This window comes from Kutzneria buriramensis, from assembly GCF_003387475.1.
GTDB lineage: Bacteria > Actinomycetota > Actinomycetes > Mycobacteriales > Pseudonocardiaceae > Kutzneria > Kutzneria buriramensis.
This window is the reverse complement of the sequence record NZ_QUNO01000014.1, coordinates 334,495-351,309: the sequence shown is the minus strand read 5'-3', so window position 1 is coordinate 351,309 and position 16,815 is coordinate 334,495. Positions and strand designations below refer to the sequence as shown.

Annotated in this window: 15 protein-coding genes; 6 read left to right on the top strand and 9 right to left on the bottom strand. The window is 69.9% G+C overall.

Features of this window, described 5'->3' with window-relative positions; all coding sequences use genetic code 11:
* Positions 1 to 220 precede the first annotated feature (220 nt).
* From BCF44_RS37050 to BCF44_RS37040, 3 genes are all read right to left on the bottom strand, one after another.
* On the bottom strand, positions 221 to 1,645 hold the full coding sequence (locus BCF44_RS37050) for a DUF1996 domain-containing protein (RefSeq protein WP_116179122.1): 1,425 nt from the start codon (positions 1,643 to 1,645) through the stop codon (positions 221 to 223).
* Between the two features lie 65 nt (positions 1,646 to 1,710).
* Positions 1,711 to 2,487 carry a DUF4142 domain-containing protein gene (locus tag BCF44_RS37045; RefSeq protein ID WP_116179121.1) on the bottom strand — a complete coding sequence of 259 codons (777 nt, stop codon included), beginning with the start codon at positions 2,485 to 2,487 and terminating at the stop codon, positions 1,711 to 1,713.
* Positions 2,484 to 3,011 (bottom strand): hypothetical protein, encoded by a 528-nt coding sequence (locus BCF44_RS37040; RefSeq protein WP_211353378.1) that lies wholly within the window; start codon positions 3,009 to 3,011, stop codon positions 2,484 to 2,486. The genes BCF44_RS37045 and BCF44_RS37040 overlap by 4 nt, the downstream gene beginning before the upstream one ends.
* 177 nt (positions 3,012 to 3,188) lie before the next feature.
* Here BCF44_RS37040 and BCF44_RS37035 point away from each other — a divergent pair, with 177 nt between their 5' ends.
* Together BCF44_RS37035 and BCF44_RS37030 are read left to right on the top strand one after the other, a co-directional pair.
* On the top strand, positions 3,189 to 3,734 hold the full coding sequence (locus tag BCF44_RS37035) for a sigma-70 family RNA polymerase sigma factor (protein ID WP_246016016.1): 546 nt from the start codon (positions 3,189 to 3,191) through the stop codon (positions 3,732 to 3,734).
* Positions 3,731 to 4,594, top strand: coding sequence for an anti-sigma factor family protein (locus tag BCF44_RS37030; RefSeq protein WP_116179119.1), 864 nt, complete (start codon positions 3,731 to 3,733; stop codon positions 4,592 to 4,594). Before BCF44_RS37035 ends, BCF44_RS37030 begins: the two co-directional genes overlap by 4 nt.
* A gap of 74 nt (positions 4,595 to 4,668) precedes the next feature.
* Here the strand turns inward: BCF44_RS37030 and BCF44_RS37025 are convergent, their stop codons facing one another.
* Positions 4,669 to 6,312 (bottom strand): S53 family peptidase, encoded by a 1,644-nt coding sequence (locus tag BCF44_RS37025; protein ID WP_116179118.1) that lies wholly within the window; start codon positions 6,310 to 6,312, stop codon positions 4,669 to 4,671.
* A 139-nt stretch (positions 6,313 to 6,451) separates the two neighbouring features.
* Between BCF44_RS37025 and BCF44_RS37020 the strand changes: the two genes are divergently transcribed.
* Together BCF44_RS37020 and BCF44_RS37015 are read left to right on the top strand one after the other, a co-directional pair.
* Complete coding sequence (locus tag BCF44_RS37020; protein WP_116179117.1) at positions 6,452 to 7,435, top strand: helix-turn-helix transcriptional regulator; 984 nt, start codon at positions 6,452 to 6,454, stop codon at positions 7,433 to 7,435.
* Between the two features lie 152 nt (positions 7,436 to 7,587).
* Positions 7,588 to 9,078 carry an LCP family protein gene (locus tag BCF44_RS37015; protein ID WP_116179116.1) on the top strand — a complete coding sequence of 497 codons (1,491 nt, stop codon included), beginning with the start codon at positions 7,588 to 7,590 and terminating at the stop codon, positions 9,076 to 9,078.
* A gap of 12 nt (positions 9,079 to 9,090) precedes the next feature.
* Here BCF44_RS37015 and tatA read toward each other — a convergent pair whose 3' ends face one another.
* The gene (gene tatA, locus BCF44_RS37010) at positions 9,091 to 9,354 is read right to left on the bottom strand and encodes a Sec-independent protein translocase subunit TatA (protein WP_116179115.1); all 264 of its coding nucleotides are present in this window, start codon (positions 9,352 to 9,354) and stop codon (positions 9,091 to 9,093) included.
* A 162-nt stretch (positions 9,355 to 9,516) separates the two neighbouring features.
* On the opposite strand from tatA, the gene BCF44_RS37005 reads away from it, so the two are divergent.
* Positions 9,517 to 9,987: a helix-turn-helix domain-containing protein gene (locus BCF44_RS37005; RefSeq protein ID WP_211353377.1), complete on the top strand. Its 471-nt coding sequence runs from the start codon at positions 9,517 to 9,519 to the stop codon at positions 9,985 to 9,987.
* A gap of 310 nt (positions 9,988 to 10,297) precedes the next feature.
* Here the strand turns inward: BCF44_RS37005 and BCF44_RS37000 are convergent, their stop codons facing one another.
* A complete protein-coding gene (locus BCF44_RS37000) occupies positions 10,298 to 11,791 on the bottom strand; it encodes a flavin-containing monooxygenase (protein ID WP_116179114.1) in 1,494 nt (497 codons plus the stop codon).
* A 110-nt stretch (positions 11,792 to 11,901) separates the two neighbouring features.
* Here BCF44_RS37000 and BCF44_RS36995 point away from each other — a divergent pair, with 110 nt between their 5' ends.
* Positions 11,902 to 12,483, top strand: coding sequence for a TetR/AcrR family transcriptional regulator (locus tag BCF44_RS36995; RefSeq protein WP_116179113.1), 582 nt, complete (start codon positions 11,902 to 11,904; stop codon positions 12,481 to 12,483).
* Between the two features lie 225 nt (positions 12,484 to 12,708).
* Here the strand turns inward: BCF44_RS36995 and BCF44_RS59005 are convergent, their stop codons facing one another.
* The 3 genes from BCF44_RS59005 to BCF44_RS36980 form a co-directional block, all read right to left on the bottom strand.
* Positions 12,709 to 13,806 carry a riboflavin biosynthesis intermediates N-glycosidase gene (locus BCF44_RS59005; protein ID WP_170217949.1) on the bottom strand — a complete coding sequence of 366 codons (1,098 nt, stop codon included), beginning with the start codon at positions 13,804 to 13,806 and terminating at the stop codon, positions 12,709 to 12,711.
* Positions 13,807 to 13,872: 66 nt separating this feature from the next.
* The gene (locus BCF44_RS36985) at positions 13,873 to 14,865 is read right to left on the bottom strand and encodes an alpha/beta hydrolase (RefSeq protein WP_116179162.1); all 993 of its coding nucleotides are present in this window, start codon (positions 14,863 to 14,865) and stop codon (positions 13,873 to 13,875) included.
* A gap of 156 nt (positions 14,866 to 15,021) precedes the next feature.
* Positions 15,022 to 16,203 carry a glycoside hydrolase family 27 protein gene (locus BCF44_RS36980; RefSeq protein ID WP_246016015.1) on the bottom strand — a complete coding sequence of 394 codons (1,182 nt, stop codon included), beginning with the start codon at positions 16,201 to 16,203 and terminating at the stop codon, positions 15,022 to 15,024.
* Between the last annotated feature and the right edge of the window lie 612 nt (positions 16,204 to 16,815).

Sequence of the window (16,815 nt, the reverse complement as noted above, 5' to 3'; positions counted from 1 at the left end):
AGCGTTCTCTCAGCGAATCACTTATCGCTTTCCTGTCGCGTTCACCGAAGGCCTTGCGGATGTTGCCCGCCGGTTTACTCGGCGTTCACTGGCCGGCGGATCGGAGAAATAGACGTAAAACGGCGAACGCCCCGCCCGACTGGCTGCCGGGAGGGGCGTTCGCTGGAGTGGGCGCCGTGCTGGCTGGGCCGCGTCGCGCGCGGCACGGCGCCCCGCGGGGTCAGTTACCGGCCATCGAGCACTGCGCCATGGACACCAGGTTGTTCTGCGGCTGCGGCGCCCGCGCCTGGTTGAACAGGTTGAGGATCTGGTTGATCAGGAACTGCCGGTTGTTCTGCAGCGGGCCCAGGATGGAGTTGTTGACGAAGTCCTGGGTCGCCTGGTCGCCCGCGGCCTGCAGGCGGTTGTTGGCGTCGGTCAGGAAGTTGTCCATCTGGTCCAGGTCCTGCGTCACCGAGCTCTTCACCGACGCCGGCACGGCCGGCATCTGGCTGCGCACGTCGGGGCAGGTCACGCGCTGGTTGGACGCGGGCTGGCCGGTGTTGCCGCCCCCGTTCTTGCCGCCGCCCGTGTTGCCACCGGTGTTGCCGCCACCACCGTTGTTGCCGCCGCCCTGGGGCTGGTTCACGCACTGCTGACCGTTGTTGATGCAGCTGACCACGCCGTTCATCTGCTGGGCGGTCATCACGTTCTCCCAGTCGGCGTGGTCGGTCGCCGGATTGTGCAGCTGGCCGTCGAAGCCGTCGACCGCGAACACCGAGCCATTGGGCACCGTGGCGTAGGTCAGGGTGTACTCCAGCGCCGGCACCGCCTTGGTGCCCTTCGGGCACTGGCCGTTGCCCTTGGGGAACACCAGATGCGTGCGGTGGTTGGCCGAGTCCAGGTTCTGGCCGTCCCAGCAGGACGAGAAGTCCAGGATCCGCTCGACGGCGCTGTTGCCCGGACACACCGGGTACTTGTTGGTGATCCGGTTCTCGAATCCCTGACAGGTCCACGACGGCCGGGCGTTGGCCGGACCGTTGGTGACCTCCTTGGCGTCACCGGTGATGGAGCGCAGGAACTGCGGCGCCGCGGTGACCTTGCTGGCTCCGCCGCTGGAGAAGGAGATCTTCACCGCGCTCGGCTCGACCAGCCGGCCGATGTTGCCCTTGTCCGGCCCCTGCTGGGTGTCCTGCTTGCCGTTGGCCTCCTGCTTGATCCGGATGACCGGCCAGAAGTAGGTCGACTTGTCGTTGTTGGCGCAGGTGGTGCCGCCGGCCGCGAGGCTGCGGTCGTTTGACCGCGCGGTGGTGGTCCGGTTGCCGACGTAGTCGTGCACGTGCAGGGCGCCGTGATCGACGCCGGGCGTGACGATGAAGTTGTCGGAGTTGTGGTGGTTGTTCTGGTTGGTGCCGCAGTCGACGGAGAAGGTGCCGCTCGCGCCGCCGACGTTGGCCTTGCGGTTGGGCTGGACCTTCTTGATGTCGATGAAGTCGTTGGCGAACGGACCGATCTTGTCCGAGCCGGGCTTCGGCGCCTTCGCAAGCAGGGCCTGAACGCTGGCCATCTCCGGCGAGTCGCCGGTGGCGGCGAAGGAGTCGCCCATCCCCGCGGCGACGCCGATGCCCACGGCCGATCCGGCGGCCAACACGAGGCCGCCGATCACCGCGGTCAGTCGCGTACCGCGCGACCAGGGCGTCCTTGATTTTCCGAACACTGATTCTCACCTCGTCATGCGGAGTTGACGACCCTGCGGATGATCATCACGGTGCCCCAGGCCAGCACGCCGATCAGCAGCACGCCGACGAGCACCTCGGCCGGACCCGGCCGGTCGTCGACGGGCGCTGCCGTCGTGTTGGACTGCTGGGCCACCTGCGCCGTCGTCGGGGTGGCGCCGCCCGGGTCGGCTGCGCCGCCCTGGGCCTGCTGATCGGTCGTCGAGGGAAGGGCCGGATCGGGAAGCGCGTTGGCGTCCACCAACTTGGTGTCCTCCAGCACGGTCATGTGCTTCATGACCGTGTCGACCGCGCTCTGAGCGAACTGCTTGATCAGATCGTTCTTGGTCCCCGCACGCGCCGCGGCGACTGCCGTGAACACCTTTCCGTTCGCCTGGCGCACCAGGTTCACGTAGTCGTGGTCGAAGGTCGCGCCCGCCTCGTCGTGCAGCTGGGAGAGCCAGCCCTGCTGGTCGGCGTCGGGCTGGCCGGGCAGCTGCACGCCCAGCTTCTCGGCGGCCTGGGCCGCCTGCTGGTTGAGCGATGTGTCGTCGGTGACCAGGGTCGCGGCGGCGGTGCGGACCGCCGCCGCCGAAGCCTGGTTCCGGGCCATGCCGCCGGCGGCGATCTCCCACATGCCGGACTGCATGACCATCGTCAGCACGTCCTGGTCGCTCTGGCTGGCGTTCGACCCGCCCTGGCCCGGTGCTGCCGCATGCGCCACCGCCGCCGTGATCGGGGACATCACGGCGAGCACGACGGTCGCGAGTAGCACGAGGACCCTGGCGATCATGACGTGGCCGCCACCTTCTTGCCGTCGGGCCCGATGGCGAACCACAGCCCGCCCTGGCCCTGCCCGGTGGTGTCGCCGGGCTTCTGGTCGGGCAGGTACCGGTACAGCGGCCAGCCCTCGTAGGTCATCTGCTTGGTGCCGTCCGAGCGGGTCACCTCGCCGACCGCCCGCTGGTCGACGCCCGCCACCGAGACGGACCCGGCCTGCGCCGAGACCGGCTCCCAGGTCAGCGCGCACTCGCCGTCGCAGGTCGCGTGCGACGGCTTGGCCGAGTCGTGCGCGAACATGTAGAGCGTGAAACCCTCGCCGTTGACCACGACCTTGCCCAGGGCCGTCGTCGACACGCTGAGCGCGGCGTTGTCGGCCGGGGCGTCGGCGTCCGAGGTGTAGACCGGCGTGGCGACGGCTTCCGCGCCGGTGGCGGCCTGTGAGCCGCCCGAACACGCGGAGGCCAGCGCGAGCGGCAGCAGGCCAAGCGCGGCGGCGGCCATGAGCCGGCCACGACGGCTGCGGCACGGGTGCACGGTGTCGTCCTTTCGAGCGGGAGCGGGGTCGCCACTAAGTACTCAGCGCGGTCAGGTTCGGCTCACCCATCGCTGAAACCGCTCACATTCACAGTTGACCGTTATCAACTGCTACCGAGAGTGCACTTCCGCAAACACGTTCGTGGCATCAAGATGTGTCCCGTGGTGCGGTACCGAATGACCAGACGCGACCAGCCCGTGGCGGCCAACGCCGCCGGCGGGGACTCGACGCTGGTCACGGCCCTGTACCAGGAGCATCGCGGCGCCCTGTTCGGGCACGTGCTCCGGCTGACGGGCGGTGACCAGCAGTGGGCCGAGGACGTCGTGCAGGAGACGCTGTTCCGCGCCTGGCGCAACGCCGACAAGCTGGACGACGCCCCGGGGCTGCTGCGGGCCTGGCTGTTCACGGTCGCTCGCCGAATCGTTATCGACGGCCATCGCAGCAAGGGCGCGCGGCCGCCGGAGACCGAGGCCGGCCCGCTGGAGCTGGTGGCGGTGCCCGACGGCACCGACAAGACGCTGTCGGCCATGGTGGTGGCCGAGGCGCTGCGCAGCCTGTCGCCGGAGCACCGCGAGGCTATCCTGCAGACATACCTCAAGGACCGGACGGTGAACGAGGCCGCCGAGGTCCTCGGGGTACCGCCGGGCACGGTGAAGAGCCGGGTGTACTACGCACTGCGGGCCCTGCGCCGAGCGTTGCAGGATCGGGGGATGACGACATGACCTCGCCGGCCGACCACGTGGACGTCGCGGCCTACGTGCTGGGGGCACTGGAGGAGCCGGACAACGCCGCCTTCGAGCGGCACCTGGCCACCTGTCCGCGCTGCCAGGCCGAACTGGACGAGCTGTCCGGCCTGCCGTCGCTGCTGGACCAGGTGCGCGGCAGCGGCCTGCTGGCCGACCTGCTCGGCGACGACATGGCCGGGCCGGCCCGCGGCGCGGTCAACCCCAACGCCGGACTGAGCACTCCCCCGCCGATGCTGGGCAACAGCGGCCCGCTGCCGCGCAACCCCGCGCCCGGCGGTCCCCGGCACAGTCCCCGCCCGCCGATGACGAGCATGCCCGACCTGTCCGACTTCCGTCCGGCGCCGCAACTGCCCGCGCCGCCGCGGATGGAGGACACGGTGCTCAAGGGCGTCATGGTGGACATCGCCGACGCCCGTCGGAAGCGTCGCCGCACCGGCTTCCTGGCCGCGGCCGCGGCGGCGGTGCTGATCGTCGGCGGTCCGCTGCTCACGCTGGGCCTGACCGGCGCGTTCAGCGGCGGGGCGGCGGAGACGATCCAGGCCAGCAGCGGCCCGGTGACGGCCAAGATCGGCCTGACCGGCGACGACCACGGCACCAACGTCTCGTTCGACCTGACCGGCGTGAAGGGCCCGCTGGACTGCACGCTGTACGCGGTGGCCAAGGACGGCCGCAAGCGCGCGGTGAGCAGCTGGCTGGTCGGCAGCAGCGGCTACGGCGTGCCCGGCAATCCGGACCCGCTGCACATCGACGGCAGCGTCGCGATCCCGCGCTCCGACCTGGCGAAGCTGGAGTTCGCCCGGGAGAACGGGCCGGACATCCTCGACATCAACGTCTGAGGTCTGACGCCGCGTAAACGCAGGTGGCGCACGGCGTGAGCCGTGCGCCACAGACGTATAACGATGATCTTCCGCTACCCCAGCAGGGCGTCACCGAGCGTGACGCCGTTGGGGGTGCCCCAGCCGGTGGCCATGTCGTAGCCCGCACCGGCCTTATAGAAGCGGTTGTCCCCCTCTGTCACGTCGTTGACAGCCAATCCGCCCAGTGCGTACAGCTTCGGGTTGAGCGAGCCCACAGTCAGCTTGCCGATGAGACCGGCGCGCTGGTTGACCAGCGTCAGGTAGGCCGCCCAGAGCGGCGCCGAGGCGCTGGTGCCGCCGCCGCTGGTCCAGGAGCCCTGGAGGTAGAGCGAGTACTCGCCGCCGTAGGCCACCGCGGACACGTCCGGCACCTGCCGCTTGCCGTCGCCGGTCTGCCAGGCCGGCTTGTCGAAGATCATCGACACGCCGCCGCCGGTGGCCCAGCCGCCGCCCTGGTTCCAGGTCGTCTCGAACGACCGGGTGCCGTCCGCGTTCAGGCCCAGCCGCGTGCCGCCCACGCTGGTCACGTGCGGGTCCGAGCCCGGGAAGTCCACCGCCAGGTCCGCCGCGTGCGAAGTGCCGGTGTCGCGCTCGCAGTCGTAGGCGCCGGCGTCGCCGCTGGCCGCGAAGAAGGTCATGCCCTGCGCCGAGGCCTGCTTGGCGACCGCGTCCACCGCCTGCATCGCCGCGAGGCTGCGGTCGTACTCGCACAGGCCCCAGCTCGACGACACCACCGGCACGTTGTCGGCCACCAGCGCGTTCCACATGTCGATCTCGCCGGAGACGGTGTTGGGCGCGTCGTAGACGACGAGGTGCGCCTTCGGCGCGATGGCGTGCACCACCTCGACGGTCTCCTCGACCTCGGACTGCGCCGCGTCGCCGTCGGTGTTGCCGCCGTCGATGTCCTTCACGGCCACCGGCGCGGTCGGCAGGTTGTACTGCTTGTCGAAGGCGTCGATGTCGGCCTGGTTGAACTTGCCGTACTCGAACAGCGCGATCGTCTGGCCGGTGCCGTCGGCGTCCTCGCCCAGGCCGTCCAGCCCGTACGCGGACCGCAGCTGGGCGGGCGTGTAGCCACCGGCCGGGCCGTTGCCCACCGACCTGCCGGTGCCCGGCACCTCGGCGCTGCGGCGCGCCGACTTGTAGTGCCCGTCCAGGCCTGTGACGCCGTTGACCAGCGCGGACAGCGCGGAGGGCACCTTCGGCGTGGAGTCGGTGGAGGTGAAGTCGCGGCCGAGGCTCGCGTCGTGCCACTTGGACAGCGACGTGCCGAACGCGGCGCCCAGTTGGTCGGCCGTGCCGCTCACGTCGACCGCCATCCGGTTCGCGCTGACGCCGGTGACGCTCAGGCCGCGCGAGCGCAGGTAGTCGGTGACCCGGTTCACATCGCCCTGCGTCGGTCCGAAACGGTCCCGAAACTGTTGCGGCGTAAAGTACCTGGCGTGGCCGGCGGCCTGGTCGGCCAGCAGCTTGTCCAGTTCGGACTGGTTGCGCAGCTTGAGGCTGACCGCGGCGGACAGGCGCTGCGAACCGGGTAACGCACCGGTTCTCACCGCTTTGTCCAGGCCGGGCACCACGCTCGCCACCAGCGGCGAGAACGCCGGGGTGGGCTGGGCAAGCGCCGGCGCGCCCACCGTGACCAGCGACAACGGAACAGCGGTGAGGATCGCGACCATGGTGCTGCGGGACAGGGCCACTTGCACTCCTTCGAGTGGTATCGATCACTCAGCGCCCCTAAAATAGACCAGTCCTGCGTTGGCTCGATGCGAACGGGTGGATTTGCCCGATCGAACCGGACTGTCCGCGCACGGACCGTCGTCAACTGGAGGGACCCGCGTGACCCGCACCTTCGCCGCCGCACTGGACCTCGGCTCCGGCTCGGAGCACGAGGACGAGCCGGCCGAGGTGCTCCGCAGAGGGCCGTTCCACCTGGCGCTCCAGGCCGCCATCGCGGCCAGCGGGCTGAGCCTGGAGACCATCCAGCGCCGCTTGCAGGCCCGCGGTCACGAGGTCAGCGTGGCCAGCCTCAGCTACTGGCAGCGCGGCCGCAGCCGGCCCGAGCGGGCCAGCTCGCTGGAGACCGTGCGCAGCCTGGACAAGGTGCTCGGCCTGCCTCCGGGCTCGCTGATCGCGCTGCTCGGGCCCGCCCGGCCGCGCGGCCGGTGGGCCAACCACGTGCCCGGCTCCGTGCCGTACACCGACCTCGGGCACAGCGACCGGACGCTCCAGATGCTCTCCGACACCATCGACCCGGAGACCAACCAGCGGCTGGAGACGCTCAGCCACCACCAGGACCTGTACCTGGACGAGGACGGCCGCGGCTACCGGATGGCCGTGCGCCGCGTGCTGCGCGCCCGTGCCGACGGCGCGGACCGGATGCTGGTGATGAACGTCGGCGACGACCCGGAGGCCGGCAGCCCGGTGTTCACCGCCGGCGTGAACTGCGTGCTGGGCCGCACCGTGTACGACGCCGAGGAGGACGTCACCGCCGCCGAGCTGCTGTTCCACCGCAAGCTGGAGATCGGCGAGACCTATCTCGCCGAGTACGAGATCAGCGGCGTCAACCCGAAGGTCCGCACCACGGAGCTCACCCTGGGCTTCCGCCAGCCGACCCGGGAGTGCGTGCTCCAGGTCGTGTTCCACCCGCGGGCGGTGCCGGCGCGGTGCTACCCGGTGTGGCAGCCGCAGGCCAAGCAGCAGGGCAAGGGCCGCAGCCGCCGCGAGGAGGCCGAGCAGCGCATCGAGCCCAACGGCAGCGTGCACGTGGCCCTGGTCGACATCCCGGCCGGTTTGTACGGGTTGCGCTGGGAATGGGAGTAGCCCTCACCACACATCCGGGTGGCCCTCCGTCGCGTCGGCTGGCCGATCTTGGTGACCGGGTATAGAAACCGGTGCGGGCCGCAACCTTTCCGGGACACTCCACGTCCTGGTGACGGGGACACCGCGTGGTCCCGGCGCGGGAAGGGGCAGGTGTGGACAACCGGTACCGGTACGGCAGCGCCTACCGCCGCCCCGTTCGCGCCGGCAACGGTGTCCGCAATGCGAAGATCGCCGTGACCCTGGCCTCGGTGCTGACGCTGGGGCTGACCTGGTTCGGCTGGACCCAGCTCCAGCACATCAACGGCGGACTGACCACCGCGGATGTCATCGACTCCGGCACCAGCACCGAGTCCCCGGCCGACGGCTCAGAGGACATCCTGCTGGTCGGCATGGACAGCCGGACCGACGCGCAGGGGAACCCGCTGTCCGCGGACCAGCTGGCCCAACTGCACGCCGGCGGGGACGACGGCGAGTCCAACACCGACACGATGATCCTGGTGCACATCCCGAACGGGGGCAGCCGGGCGACCGCGATCTCCATCCCCCGCGACTCGTTCGTGGACATCGCCGGCGGCTACGGCGAACACAAGATCAACTCAGCCTTCGCCTGGGGCAAGAACGCGGCCATGGGCAGCCTGCGCCAGCAGGGCCTGGCCGGCGCGCAGCTGGAGGTGCAGTCCAACCAGGAGGGCGCCAAGACCGCGATCCGGACCGTGCAGGACCTGACCGGCGTCACCATCGACCACTACGCGCAGATCAACCTGGCCGGCTTCTACGACATCACGCAGGCCATCGGCGGCGTGCCGGTCTGCCTGAACGGCCCGGTCGACGACAACTTCTCCGGGGCGCACTTCCCCGCCGGCCAGCAGGTGGTGTCCGGGGCGTCCGCGCTGTCGTTCGTCCGGCAGCGGCACGGACTGCCCAACGGCGACCTGGACCGGATCCGGCGGCAGCAGGCGTTCATGGCCGCGCTGGCGCAGAAGGTACTGTCCGCGGGCACCCTGACCGATCCCGGCAAGCTGTCCGACCTGGCTGACGCGATCAAGAAGTCCGTGGTCCTGGACCAGGGCTGGGACCTGTTGGGCTTCGCCCAGCAGCTGCACGGCCTGACCGGCGGCAGCACCCAGTTCACCACCATCCCGATCGAGAACATCTCGTACCAGACGCCCCAGGACGGCGACGCCGTGCAGGTGGACCCGTTCAAGGTGAAGGACTTCGTGCGGGGTCTGACGTCGACCACCACCAAGGCGCCGCCGCCGATCACCGTGGACGTGCTCAACGGCGCCGGCGTTGTGGGGCTGGCCGGCCGGACCATGGACGAGCTGGTGGCCAAGGGCTACGGGCGCGGGGACACCGGCAACACGGCGACGCGCGGCAGCACGCTGGTCACCTACGGCACCGGCGGCGAGGCCGACGCCCGCAAGGTGGCCGGGGATCTCGGCGGTGGCATCACGGTGTCCCAGGAGCCCAGCCTGGCCGCCGGCCATGTCGAGGTCTACCTGGGCAGCGACTATCGCGGACCGGGGGCCCAGGGATGGGCCGGCGGCGGCGCGCTGTCGCTCAACGGAGCGGCGCGCATGGCCGCTCCGGCCACCTCATCCGACGCGCCGATCACGGCGGACGGCGTCACCTGCGTCAACTGAGTCGACGCGGGCTCAGGACTGGACGTTGCCCTGCTGCTGCGTGTTGTGCTGCGTGGCGCTGGGCTGCTGCGGGTGCGGGGCGTCGGTGAGCTGCTGCTGGACCGGCGGGGCCGAGTCCTCGGCCTTGCCGTCCTTGGCGCCCATCTCCGCCTTGAAGATCCGCAACGACTGGCCGATGCCGCGAGCGGCGGACGGCAGTTTCTTCGCGCCGAACAGCACCACGATCACCAACAGGATGATGACCAGGTGCGTTGGGGTGAAAAAGTTGAATGGCATCGCCGTCCAGCGTAACCCACCGGACGCCGGGGACAAGCCCGCCAACCGGCCGGACGCCCAGTGGTCGCCTCCCGGTCACCCCTTCGACCGTTCGAGTGACTACCGGTCCGAAAAGTTCTCGCGAACCGCGTAAGGAACCGCTCCGAGCACGCTCTCACTCCCGTGCGGATCGACCCGATGACATACCAGCGCGTGCTCGGCGACGAGCTACGCAAGCTGCGCAAGCAACGCGGCTGGACCAGGAAGGTGCTGCAAGGCAAGTTGCAGACCGAGGTCTCGCTGCAGACGCTGGCCACCTACGAGCTGGGCACCAGGCAGTGCTCGGTGGTCCGGCTGGCCGAGATCTGCCTGGCCCTGGACGCGATGCCGCACGACCTGCTGGCTCGCGTGCACGGACGGATCTTCACCGACTCCCCCGGCCAGCACGTTCGCCTGGAACTCGCCCGCGTCGTCGAGGACGCCCAGCCCGAGCTGCTGCCGCTGCGCCGGTGGGCCCGCGACCGCCTGCGCGCCGCCGGCGCCCGGACCGCCGAGATCCAGCTCGACCTGCCCGCCCTCGAGCAACTCGCCGAGCTCTGCGGCGTCGACACCGTCGACCTGATGCGGCGCCTGCGCACGCTCATGACCCGCTGACCCCGGTCGCCGGCCCTCTCCCCGGCCGGCGACCGGCACTCCCCTGCCCGGCCGGTCCAACCCCCGCGAGTCCCGCCCGGCGTCACACCGAATTGTCGGTTTCGGGCAGGCCGCGTCCCGCCTGCAGGAGCCCACGACACGGCCCGTCCGGCCGCCCGATCGGGCAGGCCACCACCGGTCCGCACACACGAAGCCGGCCGCGGAGCCACGCCGCGGCCGGCTTGCGTGGGAGACCGATACCCCGACGATCCGTCTCCCGGCTCGTCCCCAGTTCTTGTCGGGTCAGCTCCCCGCCGACCCCCTTCCGCCGTCAGCCGACCGGGGCTGCCGTACGGGTCCGGGCCAGCAGCTCGTAGTCGGCGAGCTCGACCTTGCGGGTCCGCAGCACGTACTGCCAGACGAAGCCCGGCCAGACGGTCCGGTTGACCCCGGCCGAGTCCAGGTACCAGCTGTTGCAGCCGCCGACCGTCCACACGCCCTTGCGCAGCTTGCGCTGGATCTCCAGGTTGAACTTGCGCTGCGGGGCGGGGCGCACGTCCATCGCGGCGACGTCGTGGTCGGCCAGCGTGGTGAGGCATTCCAGCACGTAGCGGGCCTGGGCCTCGATCATCAGCACCACCGAGTTGTGGCCGAGGCCGGTGTTCGGGCCGAGCAGGAAGAACAGGTTGGGGAAGCCGGAGACGCCGATGCCCAGGTAGGTCTCCAGGCCCTTCTCCCGCCACTGGCTGGTCAGGTCGACGCCGTCGCGCCCCTTGATGTCCAGGTAGTCGAAGGCGTCGGTGACGTGGAAGCCGGTGCCGAAGACGATGGCGTCGACCTCGTGCTCGACGCCGTCGGCGGTGACCACGGAGTGCTCCCGCACCTCGGTGACGCCCTCGGTGACCAGCTCGACGTTCGGCCGGTTGAAGGTCGGGTAGTAGTCGTTGGAGATCAGCACCCGCTTGCAGCCCATGGTGTATTCCGGCGTCAGCTTGCGGCGCAGGTCCGGGTCGTGCACCTGCTCCTTGATCTGCTTGCGGACGGGCCGGGAGGCGAAGTCCATGAGCTTCGGGTTGAAGGTGAACGCCAGCGCCCGCGAGTCGAGCGCCCAGAACAGCGCCGTCCGCTGCAGCCACTGGGTGAAGGGCAGGTTCCGGAAGAAGGTCTTCTCGACCTTGGTGACCGGGCGGTCGGCCTTGGGCATCACCCACGCCGGCGTGCGCTGGAACAGGGTGAGGTGCTCGACCTGCTTGGCGATCTCCGGCACGAACTGGATGGCGCTGGCCCCGGTGCCGATCACCGCGACCCGCTTGCCGGTCAGGTCGTAGTCGTGGTTCCACTGGGCGGAATGGAAGCTCTCGCCCTGGAACCGCTCCATCCCGGGCAGGTCCGGGACGGACGGGATGTGCAGCGCGCCGATGCCGGCGACGATGGCGTCCGCCGTGTAGGTGTCGCCGCTCTCGGTCCGCACCGTCCAGCGCTTGGTCTCGTCGTCGAAGGCCGCGCCGATGACCTTGACGCCGAACCGGATGTGTTCGCGCAGGTTGTGCTTGTCGGCGCAGATCCGCAGGTAGTCCCAGATCTCCCGCTGGCCCGCGTAGAGCCGGCTCCACTCCGGGTTCTGCTCGTAGGAGAAGGAGTACAGGTGCGAGGGGATGTCACAGGCGCAGCCCGGGTAGGTGTTGTCCCGCCAGGTGCCGCCGACGTCGGCGGCCTTCTCCAGGATCACGAAGTCGTGCCGGCCGGCCTGCTTGAGCTGGATGGCCATGCCGAGCCCGGAGAACCCGGTGCCGATGATGACGACGCTGGTGTCCTGCCCGCCCATGTCCCGATCCTTCCGTCGACCTTTACCGAGCAGTAGGTTACTACGAGTAGGTTACCTTGGGTAGACTGGTTCCCGTGACGAGCGCAGCCGACACCGGCCGACGCAGGCGGATGCCCAGGGCGGCCCGCAAGGCCCAGATGCTCGCGGTGGCCGAGGAGGTCTTCGCCGAGCGGGGCTACCTGGCGGCGTCCATGGACGAGATCGCCGAGCGGGTCGGCGTGTCCAAGCCGATGCTCTACGAGTACTTCGGCTCCAAGGAGGGCCTGCTCGTCGGCTGCATCGACAAGGCCCGCACCGAGCTGCGTGAGGCCACCGAGCAGGCCGTCATCGGCGCCGCCGACAGCCCCGAGAGCATGCTCCGCCTCGGTGTGCTGGCGTTCTTCCGCTTCATCGCCGAGCGTCGGCAGTCCTATGGCCTGCTCCGGCACGAGGCAGCCGTCACCGTGCCCTCGGCCGTCGAGGAGATCGAGGCCATCCGCCGCCAGCAGACCGACCTGATGATCGGCTGGATGGGCATGGCCCTGCCCGGCGCCGACCTCCTGGAACTGGAGGCGGCGGCCGAGATCCTGGTCGGCTCGTGCGAGCGCCTGGCCCAGTGGTGCGAGCGACGGCCCGAGGTCACCCCCGAGCGCGCCACCGACCTGCTGATGACGGCCGTGTGGACCGGCCTGTCCTCGCGCGCCGGCAACTGACCGCCCGCCAGGCTCCTTGAGCCCGGCCCGGTGGAGCGCCGGCCAGGCTTTTCGAGCCGCCGCCCAGTGGACAGCAGCGCGCGGTTCATGTCCGTGCCAGTGTCGGTTCGAGTCCGACCAGGTCCCTCTCTCAACCGGCCGGCGGTGTGCCGGCAGATGTGGGCCGGTGTGACCGGTTGACAGCGCAGCAGCTCGTCGGCGCGGCCAGCCGTCAGCTGTGGCCGGTCATTCGCGCGGCCGGTCGACGGTCCATCCGGTGCGGTCCGCCCACTCCCGGGCGCGCCCCAGGATCTCGTCGATCAGGTCGCCCTTGGCCTCGGCGTACTGGTTCATGTCGAACCACTCCCGGGTCGCGAGCTCCCGCTTGAGCTTCTCGTAGGCGTGCCGGTCGGCGGGCGTGGCCCGCAGCCAGTCACCGAAGAGCAGGTGGTCCCGCTCCCAGCGCCCGCCGGCGGTGCACAGGTGCACATGCACGTCGAGCTGCTCGGTACGCACCATGCGGTGGTCGGGCTGCCGCACCCGGAGGTGATAGCCGGCGGCCTCGAGCTGGGGCAGGTAGCCGGCGTCGTCCTCGACATCGTCGACGCTGACCTGGATGTCGACGATGGCCTTCGCGGCGAGCCCGGGCACGGCGGTCGATCCCACGTGGTCGACGCGCAAGGCCTTGGCCCCCAAGGCTTTGCGGATCCGGCTCCGCTCCTCGCGGAACCGCACCGGCCACGCCGCGTCGTACTCGACGATGGTGATGCGCGGCTTCTCCCACCCGCCGATCAGGTTCGTGCCCACCAACTCCTCGCGCACCGCCATCAGCGCGAAGCCGAGCAGGTTGGCGCCCTGCCAGGTGGTCGGCGAGGTGGCCCGCCCGTCGTCGGCGGTCAGCCCGATGCCCCAGATCCGGTCGAGCGGCGACGCCTCCACCAGCACCCGGTCGCCGGTGCCGATCAGGAACCGGCCCGGCAGCGCGTGCTGACCGAACTTGGCGAGGTTGCCGGCGACGACGATGTCGAACCGGTTGGCGGCCCACACCTCCTCGTCGTAACCGCGCACCTCCCGGCCGAGGGTCTTGGCCTCGTTCGGGTGCCGCGCCCGCAGGATCCGAGCGGCCGTCTCCTCGTCTCCGAACAGCAATGCCTTGCGGTGCATCATGAAATGCTCGGCGGTGGGAAACGTGAGCCCGTCCACGGTGAACTCCGCGGGCCACCACTGGCTCAGGCACGAGCCCCCGATCCGGCCGTCCCGACGGGGCTCGTGGCCCCAGAAGTAGACGTACTTCAGCCGTTGGCCGGCGGCCTCGGCCCGGACCAGTTCCTCGACGCTGCGCATCACCACACGTGTTGTCCTACCAGGAAACGCCCCCGCAGGTCCCACGCATTTGCGGTACTCAGACCGTCACGCGCCACCTCCCGCCGACGCTCCAATGGCAGCCATCAGCATCGGGAACGACTCGTGCAGCTCGCGCTGCCAGTACGGCCAGGTGTGCGTGCCGGGCCCGTAAAGGTCGACGGTGGCCGGAATGTGCAGCAGCCGCAACCGATCCACCAGCGCGGACGTCTCAGCGCCGTGCAGGGCCTCACTTTCGTTGAACCCGGTGCCGGGTGGATCCAGCGGCCCAGGCTGGCCGTTGCCGGCGGCCACGAACAACGCGGTGCCGCGTAAGGCAAAGGCCAGGTCCAGCGGGTTGTGCGCGGCCCACACCAGCCGCTGCCTGGTCGGATCGCCCCACAACGCATCGGGGTCGTGACCATTGCTCGAAACAATCGAAACGACCTGGTTGATCGCCTCTTGCGACAGCGTGGTGTCCAGTGCCCCGCTGTAGGACGCGGCGGCCTGGAACATGCCGGGATGCCGGGCCGAGTAGTCGAACGCGCCGAGCCCGCCCATGGACAGGCCGGCGATGGCGCGGCGCTGCCCGGCCCGGTAGCCGCGCTCCAGCAGCTGGCGCAGTTCGACGGTGTGGAACGTCTCCCAGGCCGGGCCGCTCAGCCAGTTCGAGTAGTACCCGTCGGGCCCCGCCTCCGGCATCACCACCAGCACGTCCGTGCCGCCGGTCAGTGCGGCCACATCGGTCTCACGGGTCCAGGACGTGTAGTTGTCACAACAGCCGTGCAGCAGATACAGCACGGGCCACCGGGCGTACGGCCGGACGTCCCAGTCCGGCGGCAACAGCAGCCGGGCCATGGCGGTGCGGCCGAGCGCGGGCGACTGGACGGTCAGATCCAGCGTCCGCGGCCCGACCACGGTCTGGCCGACGACTCTGGCGCCGTCGTCGGCCGTCACCTGTTGCGCCGCCCCAGCGATCGAGGCGACCGAGCCGGCGACCAGGCCGACTCCCACCAGCGCCGCCCCGACGGAGAGGCGCCAGATCACCGCACGTGTTCGCATGACCACACCGTGGCACACCAGCCTGGCAGCGCCCGGGATCTTGTCCCGAGCCGGACAGAAGCCCACCGACTTGGCGGAGTGAACGGCGCCGAAAACGGGGCTGTTCCTGGCGTTTCACCGTCGGGAACAGCCCCGCTCGAGTTGTCAAACGGCTGATCAGTGGACGCGGTAGACGACCGTGCCGTGGGCCGGCACGGAGGCGCTGATGGTGTCCGTGGTGGTCGACTTCGCCTTGGACCACAGGTCGGTCAGCGTGTGCGTGCCCGAGGAGACGCCGATGGCCGACAGCGAGGTGGAGATCTTCGCGGTGCTGCCGGTCTCGTTGAACAGCGCGACGGCGGTGTCGCCGTCGGCCAGCGGCTTGCGGATCACGTGCAGGCCGTTCGCGGACGAGATCTCGTTGCCCTGCACGCCCTTCGCGTCCTGGTCGAGCGCGATCACGTCGGAGTTGCGCAGGATCGTCAGCGTCGCCGCCGACGCCTTGCGGATGTCGGAGCCGATCAGCATCGGCGCGGACATCATGGCCCACAGCGTGAAGTGCGTGCGGTACTCGGTGTCGGACATGCCGCCGTTGCCGACCTCCAGCATGTCCGGGTCGTTCCAGTGTCCGGGGCCGGCGAACTTGCCCAGCTTGATGTTGGCCTTGTAGATGGACAGCATCTTCGAGTACGAGTCGTTGATGTCACCGGTGGTGCGCCAGGAGTTGCCGACCGGCGCGGCCCAGGTCCACGGCTGGTTCTGGCCCCACTCGCAGATCGAGTACAGGATCGGCCGGCCGGTGGCGGCCAGCGCGTCGCGCATCGCGGTGTAGCGCTTCGTGGCGTCCTGCCCCTGGTTGTTGCAGTTGTCGTACTTGAGGTAGTCCACGCCCCACGACGCCCACAGCGCGGCGTCCTGCTTCTCGTGCCCGAGGCCGCCGGGGAAACCGGCGGAGTTGCAGGTTTTGGTGCCGGCGCTGGAATACAGCCCGAACTTCAGGCCCTTCGAGTGCACGTAGTCGGCGACGGCCTTGATGCCGTGCGGGAAACGCGTCTTGTCCGGCACCAGGTTTCCCTTGCTGTCCCGGCTCGACGCGGCCCAGCAGTCGTCCAGGTTCACGTACTGGTAGCCGGCGTCCTTGAGGCCGGTCGACACCAGGGTGTCGGCGATTCCCTTGACGAACGCCTCGTTGAACTGGGCCCTGCAGTGCGTGAGGTTCCAGTTGTTGAAGCCCATCTGCGGGGTGCGGGCGAGCCCGTTGTCCAGGGCCAGCGCCGGGCTCGCGGCGGTCGCCCCGAGCACCCCCGACCCGACCAGCGCGACGACCGCGGCCAGCGCGGTCAGCACAGTCCTGCGCACGTTCGTTCCTCCAGCTCGTTGGCATCGGACGTGCGCGGCGGCGACGGCGACCGCGTCAAAACGTAGGAGGTCCATACCTGGAGCACAAGGAGCGAGGGGCGATTCACCCCTTTCGCAGGCAGACATCGGATGTTCGGCTAGCCCGGTCGGTCTACTCTCCGGTAGTTACGAAGGATCCGAACGACTAGGCCGAACAGGTGTGGCCGTGAACGCGCACGGTGACACTCCGCACTCGCTTGGTGAGCAAACCCTCGGGCGCTACACCAATGAGTTAGTTGTCCCTTAACGAAATGGAGTATTGAGACGGCCGCCATCTGGTGGCTCAATGAGTCCGACACGGATCCGCGTCGACGGGTCCCACCGAACTCGAAAGGGTGACGCGCGCCATGCGACTCGGTCCGATGGACATCGACCTCGTCGATCTCCCGATCGGGACGGCCACTCACCTTTCGGTTATCGCCACCCTTCCTCTTCTCGGGTGACGTTTGTGTCTTCACCGCGCCGCGGGGTCATCCCCGCGCAGCAGGCCCCGCCATGCCGGCCGGGAACCGACACCACTGGAGGTGCTATGACAGCAGTCCTGGACCCGCGGCTGACGGAACCACCGACTCG